At 63.2% G+C, this 20,335-nt stretch carries 19 protein-coding genes; 3 read left to right on the top strand and 16 right to left on the bottom strand.

The annotated features are described in order from the left end of the window. Positions 1-2: 2 nt before the first annotated feature. The 13 genes from V3328_RS04760 to V3328_RS04705 all read right to left on the bottom strand — a co-directional run bounded on the left by V3328_RS04760 (position 3) and on the right by V3328_RS04705 (position 15,862). Positions 3-644 carry a hypothetical protein gene (locus tag V3328_RS04760; protein ID WP_340328518.1) on the bottom strand — a complete coding sequence of 214 codons (642 nt, stop codon included), beginning with the start codon at positions 642-644 and terminating at the stop codon, positions 3-5. Positions 645-672: 28 nt separating this feature from the next. Further along, positions 673-3,630 (bottom strand): site-specific DNA-methyltransferase, encoded by a 2,958-nt coding sequence (locus tag V3328_RS04755; protein WP_340328517.1) that lies wholly within the window; start codon positions 3,628-3,630, stop codon positions 673-675. Further along, entirely contained in the window at positions 3,630-4,052 is a 423-nt protein-coding gene (locus V3328_RS04750) for a hypothetical protein (RefSeq protein WP_340328516.1), read from the bottom strand. Before V3328_RS04750 ends, V3328_RS04755 begins: the two co-directional genes overlap by 1 nt. A gap of 84 nt (positions 4,053-4,136) precedes the next feature. Next, entirely contained in the window at positions 4,137-4,499 is a 363-nt protein-coding gene (locus V3328_RS04745; RefSeq protein WP_340328515.1) for a hypothetical protein, read from the bottom strand. Then, the gene (locus V3328_RS04740; protein WP_340328514.1) at positions 4,499-7,543 is read right to left on the bottom strand and encodes a BPTD_3080 family restriction endonuclease; all 3,045 of its coding nucleotides are present in this window, start codon (positions 7,541-7,543) and stop codon (positions 4,499-4,501) included. Before V3328_RS04740 ends, V3328_RS04745 begins: the two co-directional genes overlap by 1 nt. Then, positions 7,540-7,803, bottom strand: coding sequence for a BrxR family transcriptional regulator (locus V3328_RS26610; protein WP_479691312.1), 264 nt, complete (start codon positions 7,801-7,803; stop codon positions 7,540-7,542). Before V3328_RS26610 ends, V3328_RS04740 begins: the two co-directional genes overlap by 4 nt. 317 nt (positions 7,804-8,120) lie before the next feature. Continuing rightward, positions 8,121-8,516 (bottom strand): hypothetical protein, encoded by a 396-nt coding sequence (locus V3328_RS04735; protein ID WP_340328513.1) that lies wholly within the window; start codon positions 8,514-8,516, stop codon positions 8,121-8,123. Beyond that, a complete protein-coding gene (locus V3328_RS04730; RefSeq protein WP_340328512.1) occupies positions 8,513-9,838 on the bottom strand; it encodes a recombinase family protein in 1,326 nt (441 codons plus the stop codon). Before V3328_RS04730 ends, V3328_RS04735 begins: the two co-directional genes overlap by 4 nt. Next, on the bottom strand, positions 9,835-10,287 hold the full coding sequence (locus V3328_RS04725; protein WP_340328511.1) for a DUF2924 domain-containing protein: 453 nt from the start codon (positions 10,285-10,287) through the stop codon (positions 9,835-9,837). Before V3328_RS04725 ends, V3328_RS04730 begins: the two co-directional genes overlap by 4 nt. Positions 10,288-10,474: 187 nt before the next feature. Further along, complete coding sequence (locus V3328_RS04720; RefSeq protein ID WP_340328510.1) at positions 10,475-12,529, bottom strand: phage/plasmid primase, P4 family; 2,055 nt, start codon at positions 12,527-12,529, stop codon at positions 10,475-10,477. A gap of 275 nt (positions 12,530-12,804) precedes the next feature. Next, positions 12,805-13,029 carry a helix-turn-helix transcriptional regulator gene (locus V3328_RS04715; protein ID WP_340328509.1) on the bottom strand — a complete coding sequence of 75 codons (225 nt, stop codon included), beginning with the start codon at positions 13,027-13,029 and terminating at the stop codon, positions 12,805-12,807. Positions 13,030-13,293: 264 nt separating this feature from the next. Beyond that, on the bottom strand, positions 13,294-15,099 hold the full coding sequence (locus V3328_RS04710) for a 7-cyano-7-deazaguanine synthase (protein WP_340328508.1): 1,806 nt from the start codon (positions 15,097-15,099) through the stop codon (positions 13,294-13,296). Further along, complete coding sequence (locus tag V3328_RS04705; RefSeq protein WP_340328507.1) at positions 15,092-15,862, bottom strand: hypothetical protein; 771 nt, start codon at positions 15,860-15,862, stop codon at positions 15,092-15,094. The genes V3328_RS04710 and V3328_RS04705 overlap by 8 nt, the downstream gene beginning before the upstream one ends. Positions 15,863-16,243: 381 nt before the next feature. Between V3328_RS04705 and V3328_RS04700 the strand changes: the two genes are divergently transcribed. The 3 genes from V3328_RS04700 (at position 16,244) to V3328_RS04690 (ending at position 18,555) form a co-directional block, all read left to right on the top strand. Beyond that, a complete protein-coding gene (locus tag V3328_RS04700) occupies positions 16,244-16,621 on the top strand; it encodes a DUF6362 family protein (protein WP_340328506.1) in 378 nt (125 codons plus the stop codon). A gap of 156 nt (positions 16,622-16,777) precedes the next feature. Next, positions 16,778-17,122, top strand: a complete 345-nt coding sequence (locus V3328_RS04695; protein ID WP_340328505.1) for an HNH endonuclease — start codon at positions 16,778-16,780, stop codon at positions 17,120-17,122. Between the two features lie 134 nt (positions 17,123-17,256). After that, positions 17,257-18,555, top strand: coding sequence for a site-specific DNA-methyltransferase (locus V3328_RS04690; RefSeq protein WP_340328504.1), 1,299 nt, complete (start codon positions 17,257-17,259; stop codon positions 18,553-18,555). A 46-nt stretch (positions 18,556-18,601) separates the two neighbouring features. Here V3328_RS04690 and V3328_RS04685 read toward each other — a convergent pair whose 3' ends face one another. The 3 genes from V3328_RS04685 to V3328_RS04675 form a co-directional block, all read right to left on the bottom strand. Further along, positions 18,602-19,156 (bottom strand): hypothetical protein, encoded by a 555-nt coding sequence (locus V3328_RS04685; RefSeq protein WP_340328503.1) that lies wholly within the window; start codon positions 19,154-19,156, stop codon positions 18,602-18,604. Between the two features lie 115 nt (positions 19,157-19,271). Next, positions 19,272-19,883, bottom strand: a complete 612-nt coding sequence (locus V3328_RS04680; RefSeq protein WP_340328502.1) for a DUF3489 domain-containing protein — start codon at positions 19,881-19,883, stop codon at positions 19,272-19,274. Between the two features lie 120 nt (positions 19,884-20,003). After that, positions 20,004-20,246, bottom strand: coding sequence for a hypothetical protein (locus tag V3328_RS04675; protein WP_340328501.1), 243 nt, complete (start codon positions 20,244-20,246; stop codon positions 20,004-20,006). Positions 20,247-20,335 lie beyond the last annotated feature (89 nt).

Here is a 20,335-nt window from a genome sequence, read left to right as displayed (position 1 = left end):
GGCTATTCTTCTTCGAGATATGCAGAAGTCAGAAGATTCTTTATTCCACCGGTACGGCGCTTGCGGACAAATATACCGAACCCGAGATCACGGACCAAACCTGCGGCAATATCGAGAAGCCGGGAAGCCGTGCCCTCAATCCTCTGAATCTCTGTCATGTCATTGTGATTCAGCAACTCATTGAGGAAAAGCAGGTCCATCGCCGACGAATCCAGCCAGTCGACTTCTTTGGAGTAGCCCGCAATCCAGTGTACTCCAATTTCCCTCTCGAACAGGAATGCAGCCAGACGTTCGGACGCAAACAGACAAGATCCGAGATGCAGCCCCCTGAGCTTGGATCTGTCCGTGTCTTTGATCTGGGACAACAGGTTCCGCAACTCTGTTCGGCTAAGTCGCTGGCCGCTCAGCGTTTGGAGGCCGTCGAAATCGCCGTGCATGGCGAGACAAAGATATCGGCATTCGGGGTAGGCGCCGATCCGCGGAATTGCCTCCTTGAGCCCTGCCTCAGAGTTCGCCATTTCGTAGTGATAGGCATTCGGGTTCTCGCAAGCGATATTTGCCACCAGATCGAATAGACCGCGCACTGAGATATTCTGTTTGCGCAACCAGTTGCTTTCAATGACTGCTAGTCCTGTATGCTTCATGTCGCCCTCCTCCCAGTTATTGTTTCGCTCACTCCACCGAAAACACCTTCATGACCTCGTCGCCGAGATGGTTGATCACCTTTACTGCGATCCGGCCGGACGCCGGCTTCGGGAAGGGGCGTGACGTGTCGCTGTGGAGGCTTTCCCACGCCTCCTGGTCGATCTCGGCTTTCAGCGTCGTCTTCAGCGCCTTGTAGGGATCGTTGGCGCCGAGGAAGTAGGCGTGGCGGACGAAGAAGCTTTCCTCGTCGTAGTCGGTGTCCAGCATCCACAGCGCGATGCCGTCGGTGCCCTCGCTCACCACCTCTCCGGTCTGTGGCTTGAAGACGTCGACGCCGAACACCTTCACCCGGATCATGCCGTCGCCGTCATCCTCGATCTTGATGTCGGGCTCGCCGAAGATGACGAACAGGTTGCCGGCGCCGGTCGATTTCAGGTCGCCGCCCATATGAAGGTCTGGGTTCATGCGCGCCTTGAGTACCGGCACGCGGCCGAGCTTGTCGAACTCGGCGGAATGGGCGTCGTAGTTGAAGGCGCAGGCGATCAGCACGTCGAACCCGGCATCGCCCGCCTCGCGCGCCGCGGCGACGAGATCGGGGCGCGAGACGGTGCCGAATTCCGGCCCGATGAAGATGCCGGCGCGTTTCTGCCTGTCGCCCTCCATGAAGAGCCCTTCCGCGCAGATGAAGCGGCCGGGCCAGCCGGTGAGCGCGGTGAAGGTGATCCGGTCCTCCTTGTGCGCCTGCTGCACGCCGGCGGACTTCAAATTCTCCATGATCATCTGCGCGAAGTCGGTCGTCGCTTCGTCGCGATCCCGCGCGGCGCGCGCGCCCTCGGAAGCCTGCAGGATGTCGATCAGTTCGTCGTTCCAGTCGACCGCCAGCGTGCGGTGCGGCGACAGGCTTTCGACCGTGAAGGGCCCGGCGACGCGGACCTTCGAATTGTCCGGGTACGGCTTGTCGTAGAGATATTCGAACTCGGCCTTGGCGGCGATGGAGGCGTCGATCTCTTTCTGCCGCGCGATCCGCGCTTGCCAGAACCGTTCAAGTGCCCCCTTGGCGGATTCGGGCCAGCTTTTCGGCGCCTCGCGCGGAATCTCCCATTCCATGAAGCCGCCGGCGGGAACGGACTCGCCGGAGGGCAGCGTCACCTCCCCCTCCTCGCGGAAGTCGATTGTCTTGCCGACGCGGCCGCCGGTTTCGACCTTGAAGGGTTCGGCATGACCCTTCAGCGCCGCGTTGAGCGCAGCCCGCGCCTCCTCGACGGCGGGCTGCATGCGCTCCCAGATCACGTCGATCTCAGTGTTGTTGGCGATCGACTTCAGGGTGATGTGCGGCACGCGCTCGTAGACGAAGCCCTGGCGGATGTCGCCGCGCGTCGGCGTCGTGCGCGGCGCCGAGCGTGTCACATGCGCTTCCTTCAGCTGGCCCTCGGGCGAGTCGGCGAGGACGTACCAGGGATAGCGCGCGCCCATCAGCCGCGAGCGGGCAAGCGCGATGGCGACGCGGCTCGTATCGATGGTGATCCAGCGCCGGCCCCATTGCTCGGCGACATAGGCGGTGGTGCCAGAGCCGCAGGTCGGGTCCAGCACGAGGTCCCCGGGGTCGGTGGTCATCAGGATGCAGCGTTCGACGACCTGCGAGGAAGTTTGCACAACATATACTTTTGGATCAGACGCAAATCCTACTCTAATATCATTCCAAATATTGTTAATTGGCGATACACTGAAATCAAACATAAATCTCCTATAATTTAGGTGCTTACCTTTTCCTATTAGACGCCCCGATCTAAACAAATTAATCATACCGGCTGGCGTAGTCTTCCAGTGATTTGCCTTTGTCGGTGTATAGCTGCGCCCATAGAATTTTGCAGGCTTGGAAAGCGTTTCACTCCATCCCGATGATGTGAGATTTTCTGTTTGGAATAATTTTAGTCTCTTCTCAATTCCGCTACCTTCGACACTGGATCTTGAATATTCATCAAATGTTTCAGGATCCAAAAAGCGGTTGTACCCTTGAAATACATCCGGATCTTTCTCAAAGTACAGTTGACGGTATTTTAGTTGTTCGTATCTCTTACAATACCACAAAACATAATCACACACAGAAGCTACAGAATTTACCCGGGCGACTGGACTATTTGCCCCCGTCGTTTTTCGAAATACAATCACCGCACATAAATTCTCCTCCCCGAACACCTCATCCATCAGTGCCCGCACGCGGTGGACATTCTCGTCGCCGATCTGCACGAAGATGCTACCGCTCTCGTGCAGCAGGTCGCGCGCGACAGTGAGCCGGTCGCGCAGATAGGTGAGATACGAGTGTATCCCGTCGCGCCAGGTGTCGCGGAAGGCGCGGACCTGTTCGGGCTCGCGCGTGATGTGGTCCTTCGCGCCGTCCTTCACGTCGCGCGAGGTGGTTGACCACTGGAAGTTCGAGTTGAACCTGATGCCATAGGGCGGGTCGATATAGATGCACTGCACCTGGCCGCGCAGGCCTTCGCGCTCGGCCAATGACGCCATGACAGAGAGCGAGTCGCCCGAGATCATGCGGTTCGACCAGTGCTGGTCGTGGGCGTAGAATTCGGTCTTGGCCTCCAGGTCGGGGAGCCCGTTGAAGTCCGCGAAGAGATCCGCGAAGTTTCCTTGCGCCCCTGTCGCGCCTGCTGCCGTCCCCGCCTCCCGAGCGGCGGCCTCGTCGGCCCGCGCCTTCGCCCCGCGCTTCAGGTCGTCGATGATGACCTTGGGCTGCACTTTCTCCTGGATGTAGAGCGGCGGGGCGGAGACGATGAGGTCCGACCAGTCCTGCTCGTCCTTGCCGCGCCAGACCAACTGCGGATCGAGATCGCGGTTGCGGCGTTCATAGGCGAGCTGAACCGGTGTCTTGTCCTCCTCGCGCATGACGCTCTCGAACTCGGCCGTCGGGATGTTCCTGCGCGTCGCCGCATCGTGCTTCAGCGTTTCGACGGAGACGGGTCTCTTCGCCATCAGACTGCACTCCAACCCGTCGGCGGAATCACCACTCGCACTCCGCCTCCCTCGATCATGAGAAACGGGGCGACCATCGCTTCTCCAAGAGTCGTCACCTGAAACCTTTCGTCTCCACAGGTGACGCACCCGCTCTCAAGCAGAGCGCGCATAACGGCGCGATCTGGCCACAAATAACCGTCGTCCAACGTTATGCCTTCCAAACGAATACGGCCCTGTGCGATATCGAGATAGGCACAAAAGTAAGCCACCGTGCGAGGATTGCGCCAATCGGGTGTCGTTCCGCTGTTCTCGCGCCACCAGGTTTCGGCGTGACCCGATTTATTTGGTCCGTTCTTTACAGTTTTGTTTGTGGAAGCTTCTTTGCCATCCAGAAATTGCGTCCAGTGAACAAGCCGCGTCCGTGCATCGTCAAAAAGCATCTGAACTCTCCCAGATAGATGGGCTTTCGATCCGCGCTACATGCTTTCAAACTTAGGCAACGCCCTGTTTGGAATACCTCGCCGTCACCGCCGATGACTCTTGAGCAGACGTACACGGTACCGATACGGGGACGTTTCCTCGACACGGACAATGTCGCCCGCCACGGCATCGTTTGCGGCAAAGAATCGCCGCACCCATGCGCGCTTGCGGAAGAATGCCTTTGTACCGTCGATGTCAGTTTCAACCGGCGAAGGGCCGCCCCAGTCTACGAGCGCACTCCTGACGGCCGCCTTCGACCTGTTCGATCCGCCGATCAGATCGGCAGGAAATCGATGCAGGAACCCCCGCATGTAGAAATGATTGTTGGGTGGGTTCAGATTCCCCTGGGTGATCTCGACCTCTCCCCACATTCCGGACATCGCGTTTTCACTCACTCGTTTGTGCATCAGACCGCCTCCCGAGCGACCAATTTGTCGATGAGATTGTTGAACTCAGCCTCGATCTCGTAGACCTCCGTGAACTCGGCGAAAGCCCAGCGACCGTATCTCTCCAGGTTGTTGACGCCCGGCACCCAGTAGGCCCGCATGGTGTTCGCCTTTTCCTTCGCATCCTCGCCCCGAAAGCCCTTGATCTCGACGATGAGGTTCAGCGGCTCGGGCCCGCCGTCGTCCACCCGAACGATGAAGTCCGGGATGTACTTTCGCGGCGTCGAGCCCATCAGGTAGGGCACTTCGAAGCCGAGGTTCTGGTTCTTGACGTAGGCGCGGACCTTCGGATGCGCCTCGGCCACCCGGCAGAACTCCGCCTCCCAGTCGCTGTCGCAGACGACCCAGTTCACATGGCACTTCTGCGGGTCGGTCTGCCAGCGCGTCTCCTTCGAGGTGGTAAAGTTCACGAACGCCGTCGAGCCGGTGGGATTGTAGGCGTCCAGGATCGCCTTGACCGGGCGATCGCCGGCGAGCGTTTCGGTGATGGCGGCCTTGATCCGTTCGGCCGCCATGTCGGCGATCTCCTTGTAGATGAGCTGTGCCGGATAGGTGCCGCCCGAGCACTTGAGGTAACCGCCCTCCAGCCATTGGCGCGTGATGCGCTTCAGCTGCCCGAACAGGTGGAGCTTCGGCTCGTCGCCCGGATCGCGGTACTTGTTGTAGAGAAGATGCCGCGCGAGGTGGAACAGGACGGTCGAGGATCGCATGTCCTCCAGGTGAGCGACCGTCAGGTCGACGCCCTCGCCGATGATGCCCAGGTTTTTCGTCACCGACGGCCCGACAAGCTCCGGTGTCAGGTGGAGGACATGGTCCGGCCGGAAGGTTGCCTTCAGCCGCTCGTCCGGCAGTTCGACGCGGTAGCCTTCCACGCGCGGAAAGACGATCTCCAACGCATCGCGGTCCGGCTTGACGGCATGGACCCGCACCGTCTCGCGCGGCTTGGCCGGCGGGGAGATGACCGGTTTGGCTGCGAAGTCGAACGGGATACCGAGCACATCGGCATACTCGACGTTGAACAGCCCCTTCTCGTTGAGATCGTAGGACTGCCGGCGCAGGCCGCGGCCGACCACCTGCTCGCACAGAAGCTGCGTGCCGAAGGCGCGAACGCCGAGAATGTGGGTGACGGTGTTGGCGTCCCATCCCTCGGTCAACATCGAGACCGAGACGACACAGCGCACCTGTTCGCCAAGTCGACCCTCCTTGCCGACGGTGTTCATCACCTCGCGCAGGAGTGTCGCGTCGTCGATGCTGTCGGCGGCATGGACGTCGCCGGTGCGCTCGATCATCTCGCGGCGAAAGCGCTCGATCTCGTCGCCCGCCATTTCACGGAAGTCCTTGTCGAGGGCTTCGCCGGATTCAAGCTGCGCCGAGTCGATCAGGATCGTATTCGGGCGTGCGATGCGGTTGCCGTAGTCGTCATAGTTGCGGAACAGGGCGAGGCGGCCGTTTTCCAGCGTCGTCGAGCCGTCGTCGTTCTCGCGATTGAATCCGGAGATGTACTTGTAGATCAGCTCCGAGGTCGAGGTGTTGTTGCACACGACGATGAAGACCGGAGGCACCCCGATGCCTTCGTTGTCCCAGAGATCGAATGTCTTCTGATAGTGGCCATAAAGCGCTTCGAGTGCGGTCAGGAGCTCGGCAGGCAAGCTGAGCGGATCGAGCGATCTCCCGGCACTGCGGCCCTTCTTGGGGAGCTTCTTGCCGATGTGATCCCACAGATTGCGGAACTTGGGGGTGTCGCCCCCGGGGATGTTATCGGCGACCGGCACGCGCGGCAGTTTCACGATGCCGCATTCGATCGCATCCATCAGCGAAAAGTCGCTCATCGTCCAGGGGAACAGGGTGCCTTCCGCATAGCCCGAGCCGCGCAGAAAGAACGGGGTGGCTGACAGGTCGTAGACGAGCGGAATGCCGAGCTTGCGTTTGACCGCCTCGAGCCCGGAAATCCACATCCGCGCCGCTTCGTTGTTGGCCTTCGCCTCGTCCTTGTCCTCCCCCTTGAGATCAGCCTCCGTCTCGCCTTCGGCGTCCTTCACCCGCTCGCGATAGCAGTGATGCGCCTCGTCGTTCAGCACAACGATGTTTCTCATGCCCATCAATTCGGGCATGACCCGCTGGAGCATCTGGCCTTCGGTTTCCAGCGTCTTGAGCGTCTCGCCGCGCCAGCCTTCCAGGGCGGTACGGGTGCCCTTCGAGATTGAGATCCGCTCGCGCAATTTGAAGGCGTGATAGTTGGTAATGACGATCTTGGCCCGGTCGATATCGGCGAGCATGTCGGGCGGCACGATCTCGCGGTGCCGGTAGTAGCTTTCCGGATCGTTGGGCAGCAGGACACGCAGTCGGTCCTTGATGGTGATGCCCGGTGCGACGATCAGAAACCCACGCGAGAATTGCTTGCTGTTTGGATGGCGGACCGCATTGACAGTTTGCCAGGCGATCAGCATCGCCATCACGGTCGTCTTGCCTGCCCCGGTGGCCAGCTTCAGCGCCAGGCGCATGAGTTCCGGATTGGCCTGCGCGTTGCCGCCCTCGATGTGGGCCCAGAACTTTTTCGCCCGGGCGCCGAGCTTCGGCGCGACCTCGGTTAGCCAGATCGCCGTTTCGACTGCTTCAATCTGGCAGAAGAAGGGGCGGATCCCCTCGAATTTGTGGTGGCGCCAATGCGTCAGTAGGCGCGCGGTTTCCGGCGTGACCAACCATTGGTCGGGGTTCGGAAAGTTGCGCCAGGTTTCGACGTAAGTGCGTATTTCGTTGATGATCGGGGTGGGATTGTACTCCTGCTCCTCGTTCGACAGATCATCGTCGCCGCCAAGGATCAGCGAGGCCTGTTTCTGGTTCTGGCGGCGCTTCTTCGGTTTCGGAACCGGTGTGATCAGATCGGAACGCCGACGCATCTCGATGATCCGGTTCGTCGGCTGTCCGTCCTCGTCAAGCTCCCAATGCTGGCGGGGAAATGCGTAGGGCGAATTGAGAATCGGGCGTTCGAAAAACGACTCGCTCACGCTGGAAGCTCCCCATTGTCCTGCCGCGCCAGACCGGGAACGGTTGCATCCCGATTGAACAGAACGATCTTTTGGTCTTGAGGCCCCCCTGCCGTGGGACCGGTATCCAGACCGAGCCTGCGCAGTGCGTAGTAGAGCAGCGCCCTTCGGACCGGGAGAATCGTGTGCGCCGGCGTGTGGGAGGCCGGCGTCGGGTTCAGGAACTGTGGGGCAAAAACTGCGCTGCGGACGTACGCACGCACACTATTGCCGTAGTGCATGTTCTGCGGCGTCATTCCTGTTCAGCGGTCCAGGTCGGTCGACGCCTGGTTCACCAAAACACCTAACGCCTCCACCAGATCGCCCCGATTCATGTGCCCCTCCCAATACACCCCCGGCAACCCGATGAACGTGAGCTGGCGTCCGGCCCCAGCCCAGTTAGGGCTTAGCTGTCGCCCCCTGGACTCCCAATGACACGGCTCACTCGCAAACAAGGCATGCCCATTTACTAGGCTATTCGGTCAGGCTAGTGCGGAGGAAATCGCCGAGCAATAGAAACTCGACAGGCGTTGCGATTTTTTGGTGCATCTGCCGGACGTCAAAGGCCCAGTGCAACCCGCTGTGCGGCCCAATCGAGCGGTAGGGGCTTAGCCAGGGCGTCCACATGAAGGCCTACCGGATGCCTTCCGTCGAGAATAGCCTCAACGATGTCCGGGGCCAGCAGGGTTAAGCGCAGGATCCGGCTCAGATATGATGAGTTGATTTTTTGGCCGTCGGCCAGCTCTGTCACAGAGGCGTAGCATCCTCTTTCCAAGAGGCGCTGCCAGCGGTGGGCCCGGGCAATCGCCTTGATTATGGTGTTGTCGACGAGCCGGCGTGGTTCATCCCGACATGCGCCTCCCGGAAGGATCACCTGCTTGCGTCCGCCACGCTTCACGATGCGGAACGGGACGTGGAGTGTGATTGTCTCCGGGATTCGCGTGCCGCGGTTCACGCCGCTTCTCCGATCCCGCCTGCCAGCATCTCGCCCGCGAGGCCGCCGAGGCCGTTTGCGCGGAGCCGGACGTTGAATGCGTCCGTTCCGAGGTCGACGCGCTCGACCAGCAGCGCCACCATGCGCGCCTGCTCGGCGGGGAAGAGCTCATCCCACAGGGGATCAAGCTGCTGCAGGGCTACGCGCGCATCGGCCTCAGTGACGTCGTCGTCCTGCGCCCTCGCCGCCTTCGACGTCCCCGCCACGATCTCGGGCTGGCGGAACACCGCACGCAGTTGAGCCACGACCACGGCCTCGATCTCGCCGGCAGGGACTCGGCCAACCGGACACGATCCGCCGCCATGCTTCAACACCGTCTGACTGACATAGTAGCGATAAAGTCGCCCACCCTTCCGGGTGTGGGTCGGCGAGAACGCGGCGCCGTCTGGGCCGAACAGCAGCCCCTTCAGCAGCGCGGGCGTGTCGGCACGGGTGTGGGCGGCGCGCTTGCGGGGGCTCTCCTGCAGGATGGCGTGGACCTTGGCCCAAACTTCGTGATCGATGATTGCGTCGTGCTCGCCGGGATAGCTGTTGTCCTTGTGAACCGCCTCGCCGATGTAGGCCCGGTTGTTCAGCAACCGGTAGAGGTACTTCTTGTCGATCGAATTGCCGCGGGGCGTGCGGATGCCGCGCCTGCCGACCTCACGTGCCAGTTCGGTACAGGAGCCGATCTCGAGGAACCGAGCGAAGATCCAGCGGACGTGCCGGGCCCGATCATCGTCGATCAGCAGCTTCCGGTTCTCGACGCGGTAGCCAATGGGTGGCACGCCGCCCATCCACATGCCTTTCCGGCGGCTGGCGGCAAACTTGTCGCGGATGCGCTCGGCCGTCACCTCGCGCTCGAACTGGGCGAATGAGAGCAGGATGTTCAGCGTCAGCCTTCCCATCGATGTGGTCGTGTTGAAGGACTGCGTGACCGAGACGAAGGTCACGTCGTTTCGGTCGAACACCTCGACCAGCTTGGCGAAGTCGGCCAGCGAGCGGCTGAGGCGGTCGATCTTGTAGACCACCACCACGTCGACGAGCCCATCCTCGATGTCCGCGGTGAGCCGCTTCAACGCGGGGCGTTCCAGCGTGCCGCCCGAAATGCCTCCGTCGTCATACTGATCGCGGACGAGGACCCAACCCTCGGACCGCTGGCTGGCGATGTACGCCTCGCATGCCTCGCGTTGAGCGTGGAGGCTATTGAACTCCTGCTCCAACCCTTCCTCGGAGGATTTCCGGGTGTAGACAGCGCAGCGGAGCTTGCGGACGACCTTCGCCTTCTCCGGCGGCTTCGTCATGTCCGCCTCCGGTGGTTCTTGAGTCCGAAGAAGACCCATCCGTTCCAGCGCGTGCCGGTGATGGCGCGGGCGATCGACGAGAGCGACTTGTAGGGACGGCCCTGCCATTCGAAGCCGTCGGCGGTGACGGTGACGATCTGTTCGACCCCCTGCCATTCGCGCAGCAGACGTGTACCGGTGATGGGACGGTCGCGATCGGCGCGGATGCGGCGCTTGGATCGGTCGCCTCCATCGAGCTCCTCGCCGAGTTGCTCCAGACGCCGGATCGTCTCGGGCTTGAGGCCGCCATATGCGAGTTCCTGGATGCGGTAAGCCAGTCGGCTCTCCAGGTAGCGGCGGTTGAACGGCGGCGGCTCGCTGTCGAACAACTCCCGCCACTGCTGCTTCAACTCAAGGATAGGGGTGGTCTTCAGCGCGGCCAGGCGCGCGGGGATCGGATCGGGGGTCATGCGTTTCTCCGGTGAGTTGGAGTTGCATGACGGCATTGGTCGGGCGGGTAGTGTAGCGAACTATCTCCGCCGGACTCGAAGTGTTCACTTGACTGGCGGAGCCGAAGCCGGAGCAGTCCGCGGGACAGGATCGCGCAGAGTTCGGCGCGCCGTTCCAACGGCTTCATGTGGCGGGGGTGCAGCGGGTTCATTCGCCTGGCTCCGCCGAAGTCGAGGACCAGTGGATGCCAATTCCCGACCACCCCCGGCCGCGGCGGACGGTGGTCGGCCTGAACCCGCGTGCGCGTAGAGCCTCTCCGAGAGACTTCTGAGATCCCGGCGCGAAACCTCCCTCCTCGGCCCAGGCCTTCCATGATTGAAAGAGCTGTGCTGCCGCCGCAGTGCATTCCGGACTGCGGATGCAGCGCTCCTGAATCCATTGTCCGACCAGGTCTTCGGCTTCGAAGTAGTCTTCGGCAGCAGCCATGACGCACGCTGGCGGTGCGAGTCCCTCGCGCTGCCAGGCCGCGCATCCCGCAAGCATCCACCCCAGGATGCCGTCGCGCTCGGCGAGGAGTTTTTCGGCGAGTCGTGCGTCCCTGTGTTCTGCGGGGATGGTGACCGCGAACGGGACGAGGTGGAGGCGGCGTCGCATTGCCTCGCCAACGCCGACCAGGGCGGGACGATGGTTGCCGGCGACGAGGAGCTTGAACTGCGGAACGAACTCGAAGTGATCGCGGCGCATGAAGTTCGCGCGCAACTTTTCTCCACCGGTGACCGCCTTGATGCGCCCCTCGGCCCAACTGCGCCCGGCCTCGGTCTCGGAGACGAGGACCAGCCGTGCAGCTCGAAGTCCGGCCAGTTCCGTCAGGTGCCGATCGGCCCGCGACGCCATGAACGTGTCGAGGGCGGCGGTCGCGGCATAGCTGCCCATGATGGACGCCAGCGTCTGAAGGAATACGGACTTGCCGTTTGCTCCGTGGCCATGCAGGAAGGCGAAGGCCTGTTCTCTGGTCGACCCCGTGAGGCAGTAGCCGGCGAGGCGCGCGAGGTAAGCCTGCAGCGCAGCATCCCCATCGGTGATCTCGCGCAGGAAGGTCGTCCACCGCGGACAATCGCTGCCGCGTGAGGCCGTGGTCATCTGGCTGATGAGCAGGTCGGGACAATGGGAGCTGATCTCGGCGGTCGTCAGATCGATGACGCCCGAGGGCGTGTTCAGCAGCATCTGGTGGGCGTCCCATCGCGACGGAGCGACAGCGATGCGCGGATCGGCTGCCGCAACGCGCAGCACGGCCGACATCTTCTTGTCGCTGGCCATGTGCCGCGCTTCACCGGGTTTGCTTGCCTGCCGCGCGGCCGATCGGCAGACCTGGCGCGCCAGTTCGCGCACCAATCCCGTTACGTCGGGCTTCCAGACGTTGCCGCACCACTGGTGCCAGGCCCCCCAGGCAGGTACGTACTTCCAGTTCTGTCCATGACTATCGGCGAAGTCCGCCGCGATGGCATCATCGCTGAGAGGCGGCGCGATCGGCGTGGGGTCGCCCTCGAGACCACCCTGCCCCCGAGTGGGCAGGTGTCCCTTGTCGGCGATGTCCTTTGCGAGCAATGCGTCGAACTCCCGCCTGAGGCGGTCCTCCTCCCATGGCGGAACCATCATGGCGGCGTTGTGGTCCTGGACGGCGTTCCAGGCAGCTTCGATGGTGCAGACACCCAGGCGGGCATTACGAAGCCAGTGGCCGATGACCTTGGACAAGGCGGTAAAGCGTGTCTCCCCGCCCTGTCCTCCTGCGGCGATCGTCGTCGTCGCGAGATCGTGTGGGGTGAGACCGCCAGGGCCGACGCGGTCCCTTTCCAACGGACCCGGAAGACCGGGCATCGGCGGCATACCGGCAATGATCTCGGCCAACTCGCCGAGTTCATATTCGTGCGCCCCTTGAGCGAGGATCCGCACGCTCGCGCGGCGGCCGCCCTTGCCATGAATGGTGCCCGCCACCCGGATCGGCTGGTGGCCGCTGCGAAACGCCGGATCGCCATCCACCCTGGCGGCGAGCAGTCCACGCAGCGCTGCGACGCGAACCACGTCTTCGCCAGAGGCCGCTTCGATCAACCGCCAGTACAGGTGGCGCTTCGCCTGGCCGTCATCGGTGATCCCGCCCGAGGCAACCTCGAGCGAAGGATGCCCGAGATGCCGAACGAGGTGATCGCGTTTTGCGGCGATGTCGCCGTGATCGAGATCGACGAGGATGACGCCGGTCTGCACCACGTCCCTCGCCCGGGCTGACCCTGGCGAGGCGACGGTTCCCGGAACCACGAACACGCCGCGCTGGCACATGTCCGCTTCGGGCGAGATCGTGATCAGCCGGTCGGCGACTGCGGCGGTGTCGGGAAACTCAAGCCGTGGCTGCTGGTCCGGCGTGCCGGACTCCGAAAGAAGCCTGATCGGGACGAAGCCTTCCAGGTAGCCGAAAAGGACGTTGCAGTAGCTGCGGATCGATTCCGGCTCGACGACCGCGTCGAAGGTGGATTCCAGTGGTGCCGTCATGACGCGCCACCAGCGCGCCGCATCCGCTCCTCAAAGGTAAGGACGTCTGCCATCCGATAGCGGACAGCGCCGCCGATCAGGATATACGCTGGCCCCGAGCCGCCGGCTCGCCAGCGCTGCAGCGTCCGGCGCGATGTCTTCCAGCGCTCGGCGAGTTCGCGTTCGCGGATCAGGAGCCAGGGATCGTCCGGACCGAGTGACTTGTGTGGATCGTTCGCCATGACGCAAGCGTAAGTCCGAAGCGCCGACGTTTGTCGGCTGGCGGCGTGACATGACGGCGGCCCGGCGTGACGAAGAGCGAGCACGAATCTCTCGAATCGTCCACGTCAACCTTCGACGACGTGACAAAGCCCACCATGACGTGACAAGGGCGCTTTTCGATCGCGCCCAAGTGCACCCTGCTCACGCGCGTCCAGCCGTCCGATTCGACGAAACGACGACAATGGACGGATCGAGACGATAGCCCCTCGACGGCCGGGTCTGGATCAGCATGTGTTCGGGGGCGGTTCACCGTGCAGCTGCCGGTATTCTTCCGCAAGCTGTTTGCGACAGCGCTGAACCAACTTCCGGATCGTACCCTTGTTCATGTCGGTGAGGTCGGGAAGTGTCGTTCCGACCCTGTATTGATGGTCTTCGGGGGCGACCCCGTTGCGTCGGTCCTCGTCGAAAGAAGGCTTCAGCGCGTGGGGCACACGAGCAGATCGTCCCGTCACCGACGCTAGTCCGATCACGTCCACGACGTGACTTCCCTCGTCAATGTAGAATCTCACTCGCAGCGGCGCTCCCGGTTGCGGAACTTCATCGATTTCATCGACTTCATCGCCGTCCCCGTTCGGCTCCCGAATGAATTGTCGGCGAAGGTACTCCGGAACCTGTTGGAGGAGCGCATCACCCGAGCCGAGATGAAGACGGACGAGAGACGTCTCCGGGAGACGGTGGGCGACGAGATCGGCTGCCCTCTCACGCAGGACATTCTCGAGGACATCGTGGACCGCGCGCGAATGGCGATGGTGCATCTTGAGCGTCAGCTCGAGCGCGGTTTTGGGCGGGAGATCGGAATGTCCACGTAAGATCCGGCTGGCCTCATGGCCGAAGCTCTCCATGAACCCCTTCTCGTCGAGTTTACCCAGGCGAAGGGCATGGCGCGTCCATTCGACCGCCATCGTGACGGAGCGCTCGCTGAGACGTTCTCCGACCAGGACGTCCGTCGCATAGATTTCGTCCGGATCGTGTTCTGCCAGCCCTGCGTGCAGAATGGCGAACCGCCGATCGAAACACTGCGTGCACGCCCCGCAGTGCGTGTAGAGCTTGTCCTGTTCGCGGATGCTCGTGCAACTGACGGCGAGCGGAATCTGGCTGGCGGCGCCGTACTCGTGGATCCGCGAGACCACCTCGGATTTGGTCGACCACTGGAACGGATTCTCGATCGGTGCGGCGTCCGAGACGACGAGTTGCATGAGGCGACGGATGTTCGTCAAGGCAAGCGGGTGCGTCGTTCTCGTCGCCATGGTGCTGACGATCTGCGGGCTGAGCGGCAGGTTGTGGCTGACGATGCCATTCTCGAAGAAGCGGATGCGCCGGGCACCGAATGCCTGAGCAACGGCCTGGCCGAGAGCAGAAAAAAGCAGGGTACGGGAGCGTTGGGTGGAATCCGCAGCTGCCTGCTCGACTCGCCGCGCCAGGACGTGAACATGCAGCACCCTGCCCGAAAACCTATCGGCCAGGTACTGCCCCAGCCGGACCTGTCTCGGGATCACCTTCTGTGCCGATCGATGCGTCACCAGAACGACCCGGCTCGATGTGGTTGCCAGGCGCTCCAAGGCGCCCGCGAGGGAATCGAGACCTCCTGAGAACAGAAGCACCTCGTCGGCCCGGAATGTTGCACCCGCGGGATCGAAATCGAGATATCGCTGCTGCAACGGGCCGGGCTCTGCCGGCATGAACCGAAAGCTGACACTGTCCCCGGTCAGTGTCTCGACGGCTTCGCAAAGCGCTGCCGCCACTTCCGTGCGCTGCCAGAGTTCCGGGTTCCGGACGGGGATCTCCAAGTCGAACCGTCGATACCAGTCCTCGCCCATGTTCGGCCGTGTCGGACCTCCGCGAGGAATGGCGCCGTCGGCGGCAAACACGGTCGCGGCAATCTCCATCAGATCGAGAAGTGCCGGATGAAGGTCGAGAAGCGCCTTCTTCTCCAGCGAGTCGGTCGCCAGCCTGAAGGTTGGCTGCTGACCGTTGATGCGGACGACGACAGGCTGTGTTCGGCCCCCGACCCGCGCAACGGCCTCAAACATCTTTCGCGCCCCTGGCACGAAGTTCCGACACGGTCTTCTTCAGGGCCACCGCGCCGAACGTCGCGGCGTCCCCGGTGCCAAAGCCGCCTTTGCCATGCAGCGTCTTGCCGTACCAGCCGCTCGAGAACTCCTGGATGATGCGTGTTGCTTCGCTTGAAAAGCGGTCCAGTTCGCTGTCGAAGGCGTTGCGGGCGGTGGCGGACGGAAATCGCCTGCCTTCGCCGATCTGGACAGCCAGCGTCCTGTCGAGCCAGTACGAGAGTGTCCCGGAAACGAGACTTCCGAAGAATTCCCTCGTGAACCCGGAAATGCCCTTCGACCAGGACATCCTGCGTGCGACGGCCTGCACGTCGTCCGGGGTAGCACCGAAGAGGGATGGAAGCGTGTCGCCCATGGAGGAAGACAGCGTCCTGGTCAACGCACGTGCCGCGATCTCTCCGAGATCGGAGCGTGACCGCGTCTCGCGCCGTACCGTGTCGAGCCGTTCGGCAGCGGACGCGACCAGGTCGAGAAGCTCGGGCCGGTTGCCCACTGTCAGCCCGATGTCGCGGAGCGCCTGCCCGAAATCCTCGGAACGTGCAGCCAGCGGGATGTTGAGGAGCAGGCGTACCGCCTCGACGAACACGGGGTCGTCACCTGCGCGCAGCATGTCCTTCTCGGCTGCGCGCGCGCTGGCTGCAACGACATCGCTGTCCGCGGCACCAGTGTCGAGCAAGCCGACGACATCCCGCCAGAGCCTGCTCCTCGGCAGGACTCCGAGCATGTTGTGACCCATTTGGGTTCGTCCTCCCCGATCAAGTTGAACCCGGACAACGTGGGGCTGTCAAAGTCGGAAAAGCTGCCGGGCGACAGATGCAACGGATGCGACGTGAGAACACCATCAGTTCTCGCGCGCACGCGCGCAGGCCGAGAACGGATTCTCACGTCGCATCCGTTGCATCCGTTGCATTTCGCAGGTTGCCGAGACAGGTCACGGCCCGGACGTCGAACAGCCATGCGCTGAGGCACTCATGCATCGCGCATAACTGCGCCGTCGAATGGCGGCGATTGGCGGAGAAAGACGGAAAGTGTCTATATTTCAGAGACTTGATGGTTCTGGTAGGTTGCGGGAGAAGGTCCACTCGCCGGAATTCGGAGGCACGCGATGGGGCAGCAATGGACCGCCGAGGCAGTCGCCGATCACTTCGAGGAGGCATATCGCACCATGCGCAAGCTGCCGCCGGTCACGGTGCAGGGCTACTTCAACGCCTGGCCCCACGTGCGGCGCAGCGCCCGCGAGATCGCCTGCATGCAGGCCGAGCCGATGTGCATTCGCCCTTCGGCTGCGGCAATCAGCCGGCTCGAGCAGACATCGGACTGGGTACACTGGATCGACGAAGCGGAGCGCAAGCTGGTCTGGACCCGCGCGGCCCGCGTGCCGTGGAAGCTGATCAGCCACGAGCTTGGCTGCGACCGCACGACGGCCTGGCGGCGCTGGACGCTGGCACTCACCAAGATTGCTGCACGGCTGAACGCGGCGTGAACCCAAAGTTTTGCAACACTTTTCCATGCAACAGATCGGGGCAAATCGGGTAGATTGATTTTTAGAGTTGGCGCCCTGCGCACGACGAAGCCATGCTGGCGAGGGTCGCTGTTCCAGGCGCCGGCATTCCCCGCAACCATTACTGATTTGACTACCGTGCCCGTCCGCCCACCGATCCATCGCCCGGTCGGACGGCGCGACAAGCGCGAGCGCGACCGTGACTACCAGCGCAGGCGCGATCCGGTTGCCCAGGCACTCTACCACTCCAAGCGCTGGCAGAGCGAACGCGCAGCCTTCCTGCACGATCATCCTCTGTGCATCGAGTGTGAGAGAGGCGGCGTGATCCGCGCGGCGACCGTCGTCGACCACATCGATCCGCATTACGGCAACGAGACGGTGTTCTGGAACAGGTCGCGCTGGCAGTCGCTGTGCGCGCCCTGCCACGGCCGCAAGACCGCCAGCATGGACGGCGGCTTCGGCAATCCGAGACGCCGATCCTGAGCCCCCCGGGGTGGTCGGATCTCTGGAGAGTTCGACGACAGGACCGCGCGGGGAGGAACGCGCATCCATGGCCAAAATGGCGATGGGGGGGTGCATCTATAACCGATTGATATTGTTGAACACGGAACATGCAAATGGCTGATCCAGCGCATATCGACGCCGTACACGGCGACCGCCAGCTCGCGGTCGACTACCGGTCCCTCGACGAGCTGGTGCCGTATGCCCGCAACGCCCGCACCCATTCCGACGCGCAGGTCGCCGGGATCGCCGGCTCGATCCGCGAGTTCGGATTCACCAACCCGGTCCTGATTGCCGAGGACGGCACGCTGATCGCCGGCCATGGCCGGGTGCTGGCGGCACGCAAGCTCGGCATGGAGACGGTGCCGGCGATCGTGCTGGCCGGCCTGTCGGAGACGCAGCGCCGCGCGCTGGTGCTTGCCGACAACCGGATCGCCCTGAATGCCGGCTGGGACGACGATCTGCTGGCACTCGAACTGACCGACCTGAAGGAGGCAGGCTTCGACCTGGGCCTGACCGGGTTCGACGCCGGCGAACTGCGCCAGCTTCTGGAGGACGGTCCGGGCACGGGTCTGACGGACGAGGACTCGGCTCCGGATGTCCCGGAGGAGCCAGTAACCCGACCCGGCGATCTGATCCTGCTGGGCGACCACCGCCTGCTCTGCGGCGATGCGACGAAACCGGATGACGTGGCCCGCCTTCTGGGCGGCGCGCGGCCGCATCTGATGGTAACCGATCCGCCCTATGGCGTGGACTACGATCCGAACTGGCGCAACGAGGCAGGCGTGTCGTCGACCAGCCGGACGGGCAAGGTCGCCAATGACGACCGGGCCAACTGGCAGGAGGCCTGGACGTTGTTCTCCGGCGACACCGCCTATGTGTGGCACGCGGCGATCCACGCCACCACGGTGGCCGAGAGCCTGATCGCCTGCGGCTTCGACATCCGGGCGCAGATCGTCTGGTCGAAGAACCGCTTCGCGCTCGGGCGTGGCGACTATCACTGGCAGCACGAGCCCTGCTGGTATGCGGTCCGCAAGGGCACGCGCAGCCACTGGCAGGGCTCACGGAACCAGTCGACGATCTGGGCGATCGCGGCAGCGGGCGCCGAGGACGCAGCGACGCGGCATGGCACACAGAAGCCCGTCGAGGCCATGCGGCGCCCGATCGTGAACAACAGCGAGCGTGGCGACGCCGTCTATGAGCCGTTCTGCGGCTCGGGCACGACACTGATCGCGGCCGAGACGGTCGGCCGGAACTGCCTTGCGATGGAACTGGACCCGGCCTGGTGCGACGTGATCGTCAGGCGCTGGCAGGAGTTCACCGGGAAGGCTGCGAAACTGGAGGGCGATGGCCGCAGCTTCGAGGAGATCGCCGCCGAGCGCGTGCCCGAGGCCGCGGATGCGGCAGGGGCATGAGGCGGTCGAGCGGCATGTCGCTGGTGGAAGTCGTAATGGTGGGCGGTCAGATGGCGTAGTTGCCGAAGGGCTTTCCGAACCTCCTAACTCCTGACTTTCCCAACAGGGTCAGCTTGTTGTGCAGCTTATGACCGGGTGATGCGTTTCGGGCCTCGCGCGCCCACACCTTGGCATCAACCTCCCAGACATCGAAATTCGTTCCGTCCGATGTGAAGGCGCAAAGAACGACATCTATACGTTCGAGAAGGGTGTTGAGACATCCCCACTGGGTGTTACGCCCCTTCGCCGTGCGTAGTGTCGCCCGACGACCATCTGGCAGACAAAGCTCGGTTGCCACAGGGCTAATAAGCTCGCCGATTTGGCTCGCGAGGGCCCTACCTGCCGAGACGCCGAACTCGTAGCCCTCGCGGCCGGACACCTCGTCCTGTCCGCCGCCCGAGTTGGACGGTTTCTTCGATAGGCTATTGTCAGCTTTCGGAAGGTATTCGTCCAGGGCGCGGACGGCCACGGAAGCACCGGAAAGACTGGGGTTTTCAACCAGATACTTGCCAAGGCGGGATGCCAGAACATTGTCCAGCCTGACTGTGATTGCGTCGACCATTCGTCATACCTTTCTAGAGGGTTGATGCATCCATCTTGTCACTCGCGATGAGGCGCGTCAAGAGGGACGACGCATCCCTCTTGACACATTCACGCTCAACAATGATGCGGTGCCTTCAGACGATCCGGTAGACCCGCCCGCGGCCCTCGACCTTGTCGGAGGTGACGTTCAGGCCGAGCTTCTTCTTGAGTGCACCGGCGATCGCGCCACGCACCGTGTGCGGCTGCCAGCCTGTAGCGTCGACGATCTGCGCGATGGTCGCACCCTCGGGCGTGCGCAGCATGGCGATCAGCGCCGCCTGCTTTGTGCCCTCTCGCGGCGGGCGGGTCGTTGCGCCGGCGGGCGCCGTGGGCGCACTCTCGGCTGCGGTGGCGTCATGGTCCGCCGGCGTTGCAGTCGCGCCCGTGTGGCCGCCTGTGGCGCCTTGTGACGCATCCGTCTCGGGCGTGTGGTCCGGAACAATGCCGAGGGCTTCGAGCCCCGCGTCGGTGATGACGAGCGTCGTGGCGTGACCGTCGGTCTCGCACCAGATCGGATCGCCGAGATCCGGGTCGAGGCCAGCGCGCCGCGCCTCGATCTCTTCGATGAGACCCTTGGCGATCAGGCTGGCAACGACCTTGGCAGCGGCGCCGCCCTTCAGGTTGGCCGGCAGTGGCAGGGCGATACGGTCGTCTCGGCGGGCCGCGGCGCTGAGGACGACGAGTTGCGTGTCGGATAGCTTTGTCATCGGGTGGTCTCCCGTGGTCGGGCGCGCGGGATGCAGGCCCTTCTACGAGGCCGAGCCCGCCAGTCGGCGGGCCGGACCCGGCGGGCCGGAATCCGAAGTGTCGGGCACCGAAGGCTGGCGCTACCCGGCGTGTTCGCCCTCGCCGAAGGCGCTGTCGCTGATCTCGCGCAGGCGGGCGGCGTAGTGGTCGAGGGTGCCGACATGGCCCCAGTTCACGTCGTCGGGCAGGACGTCGAAGTGGTCGTCGCAGAGAGCCGAGAGGCGTTCCAGCATGGCTTCGATCTCCATCTTGCGGGCGATGAAGGCGTCGAGGGGCCCCGTGGGGGCGCTGGTCTGGTCGTTCGACCGGGTGCTGTTCGTCATGGCCGTCTCCTTCGTTCTGGCCATGACACTGATGCTCTGATCGACACGACTATCAACGGTCAACTCGATCATATCATTGCTGTTTTTGA

The organism is Microbaculum marinum (assembly GCF_037855135.1).
GTDB classification, from domain to species: domain Bacteria; phylum Pseudomonadota; class Alphaproteobacteria; order Rhizobiales; family Tepidamorphaceae; genus Microbaculum; species Microbaculum marinum.
Note: the sequence above shows the minus strand (reverse complement) of the source record. Positions and strands in the feature narration are given on the sequence as shown.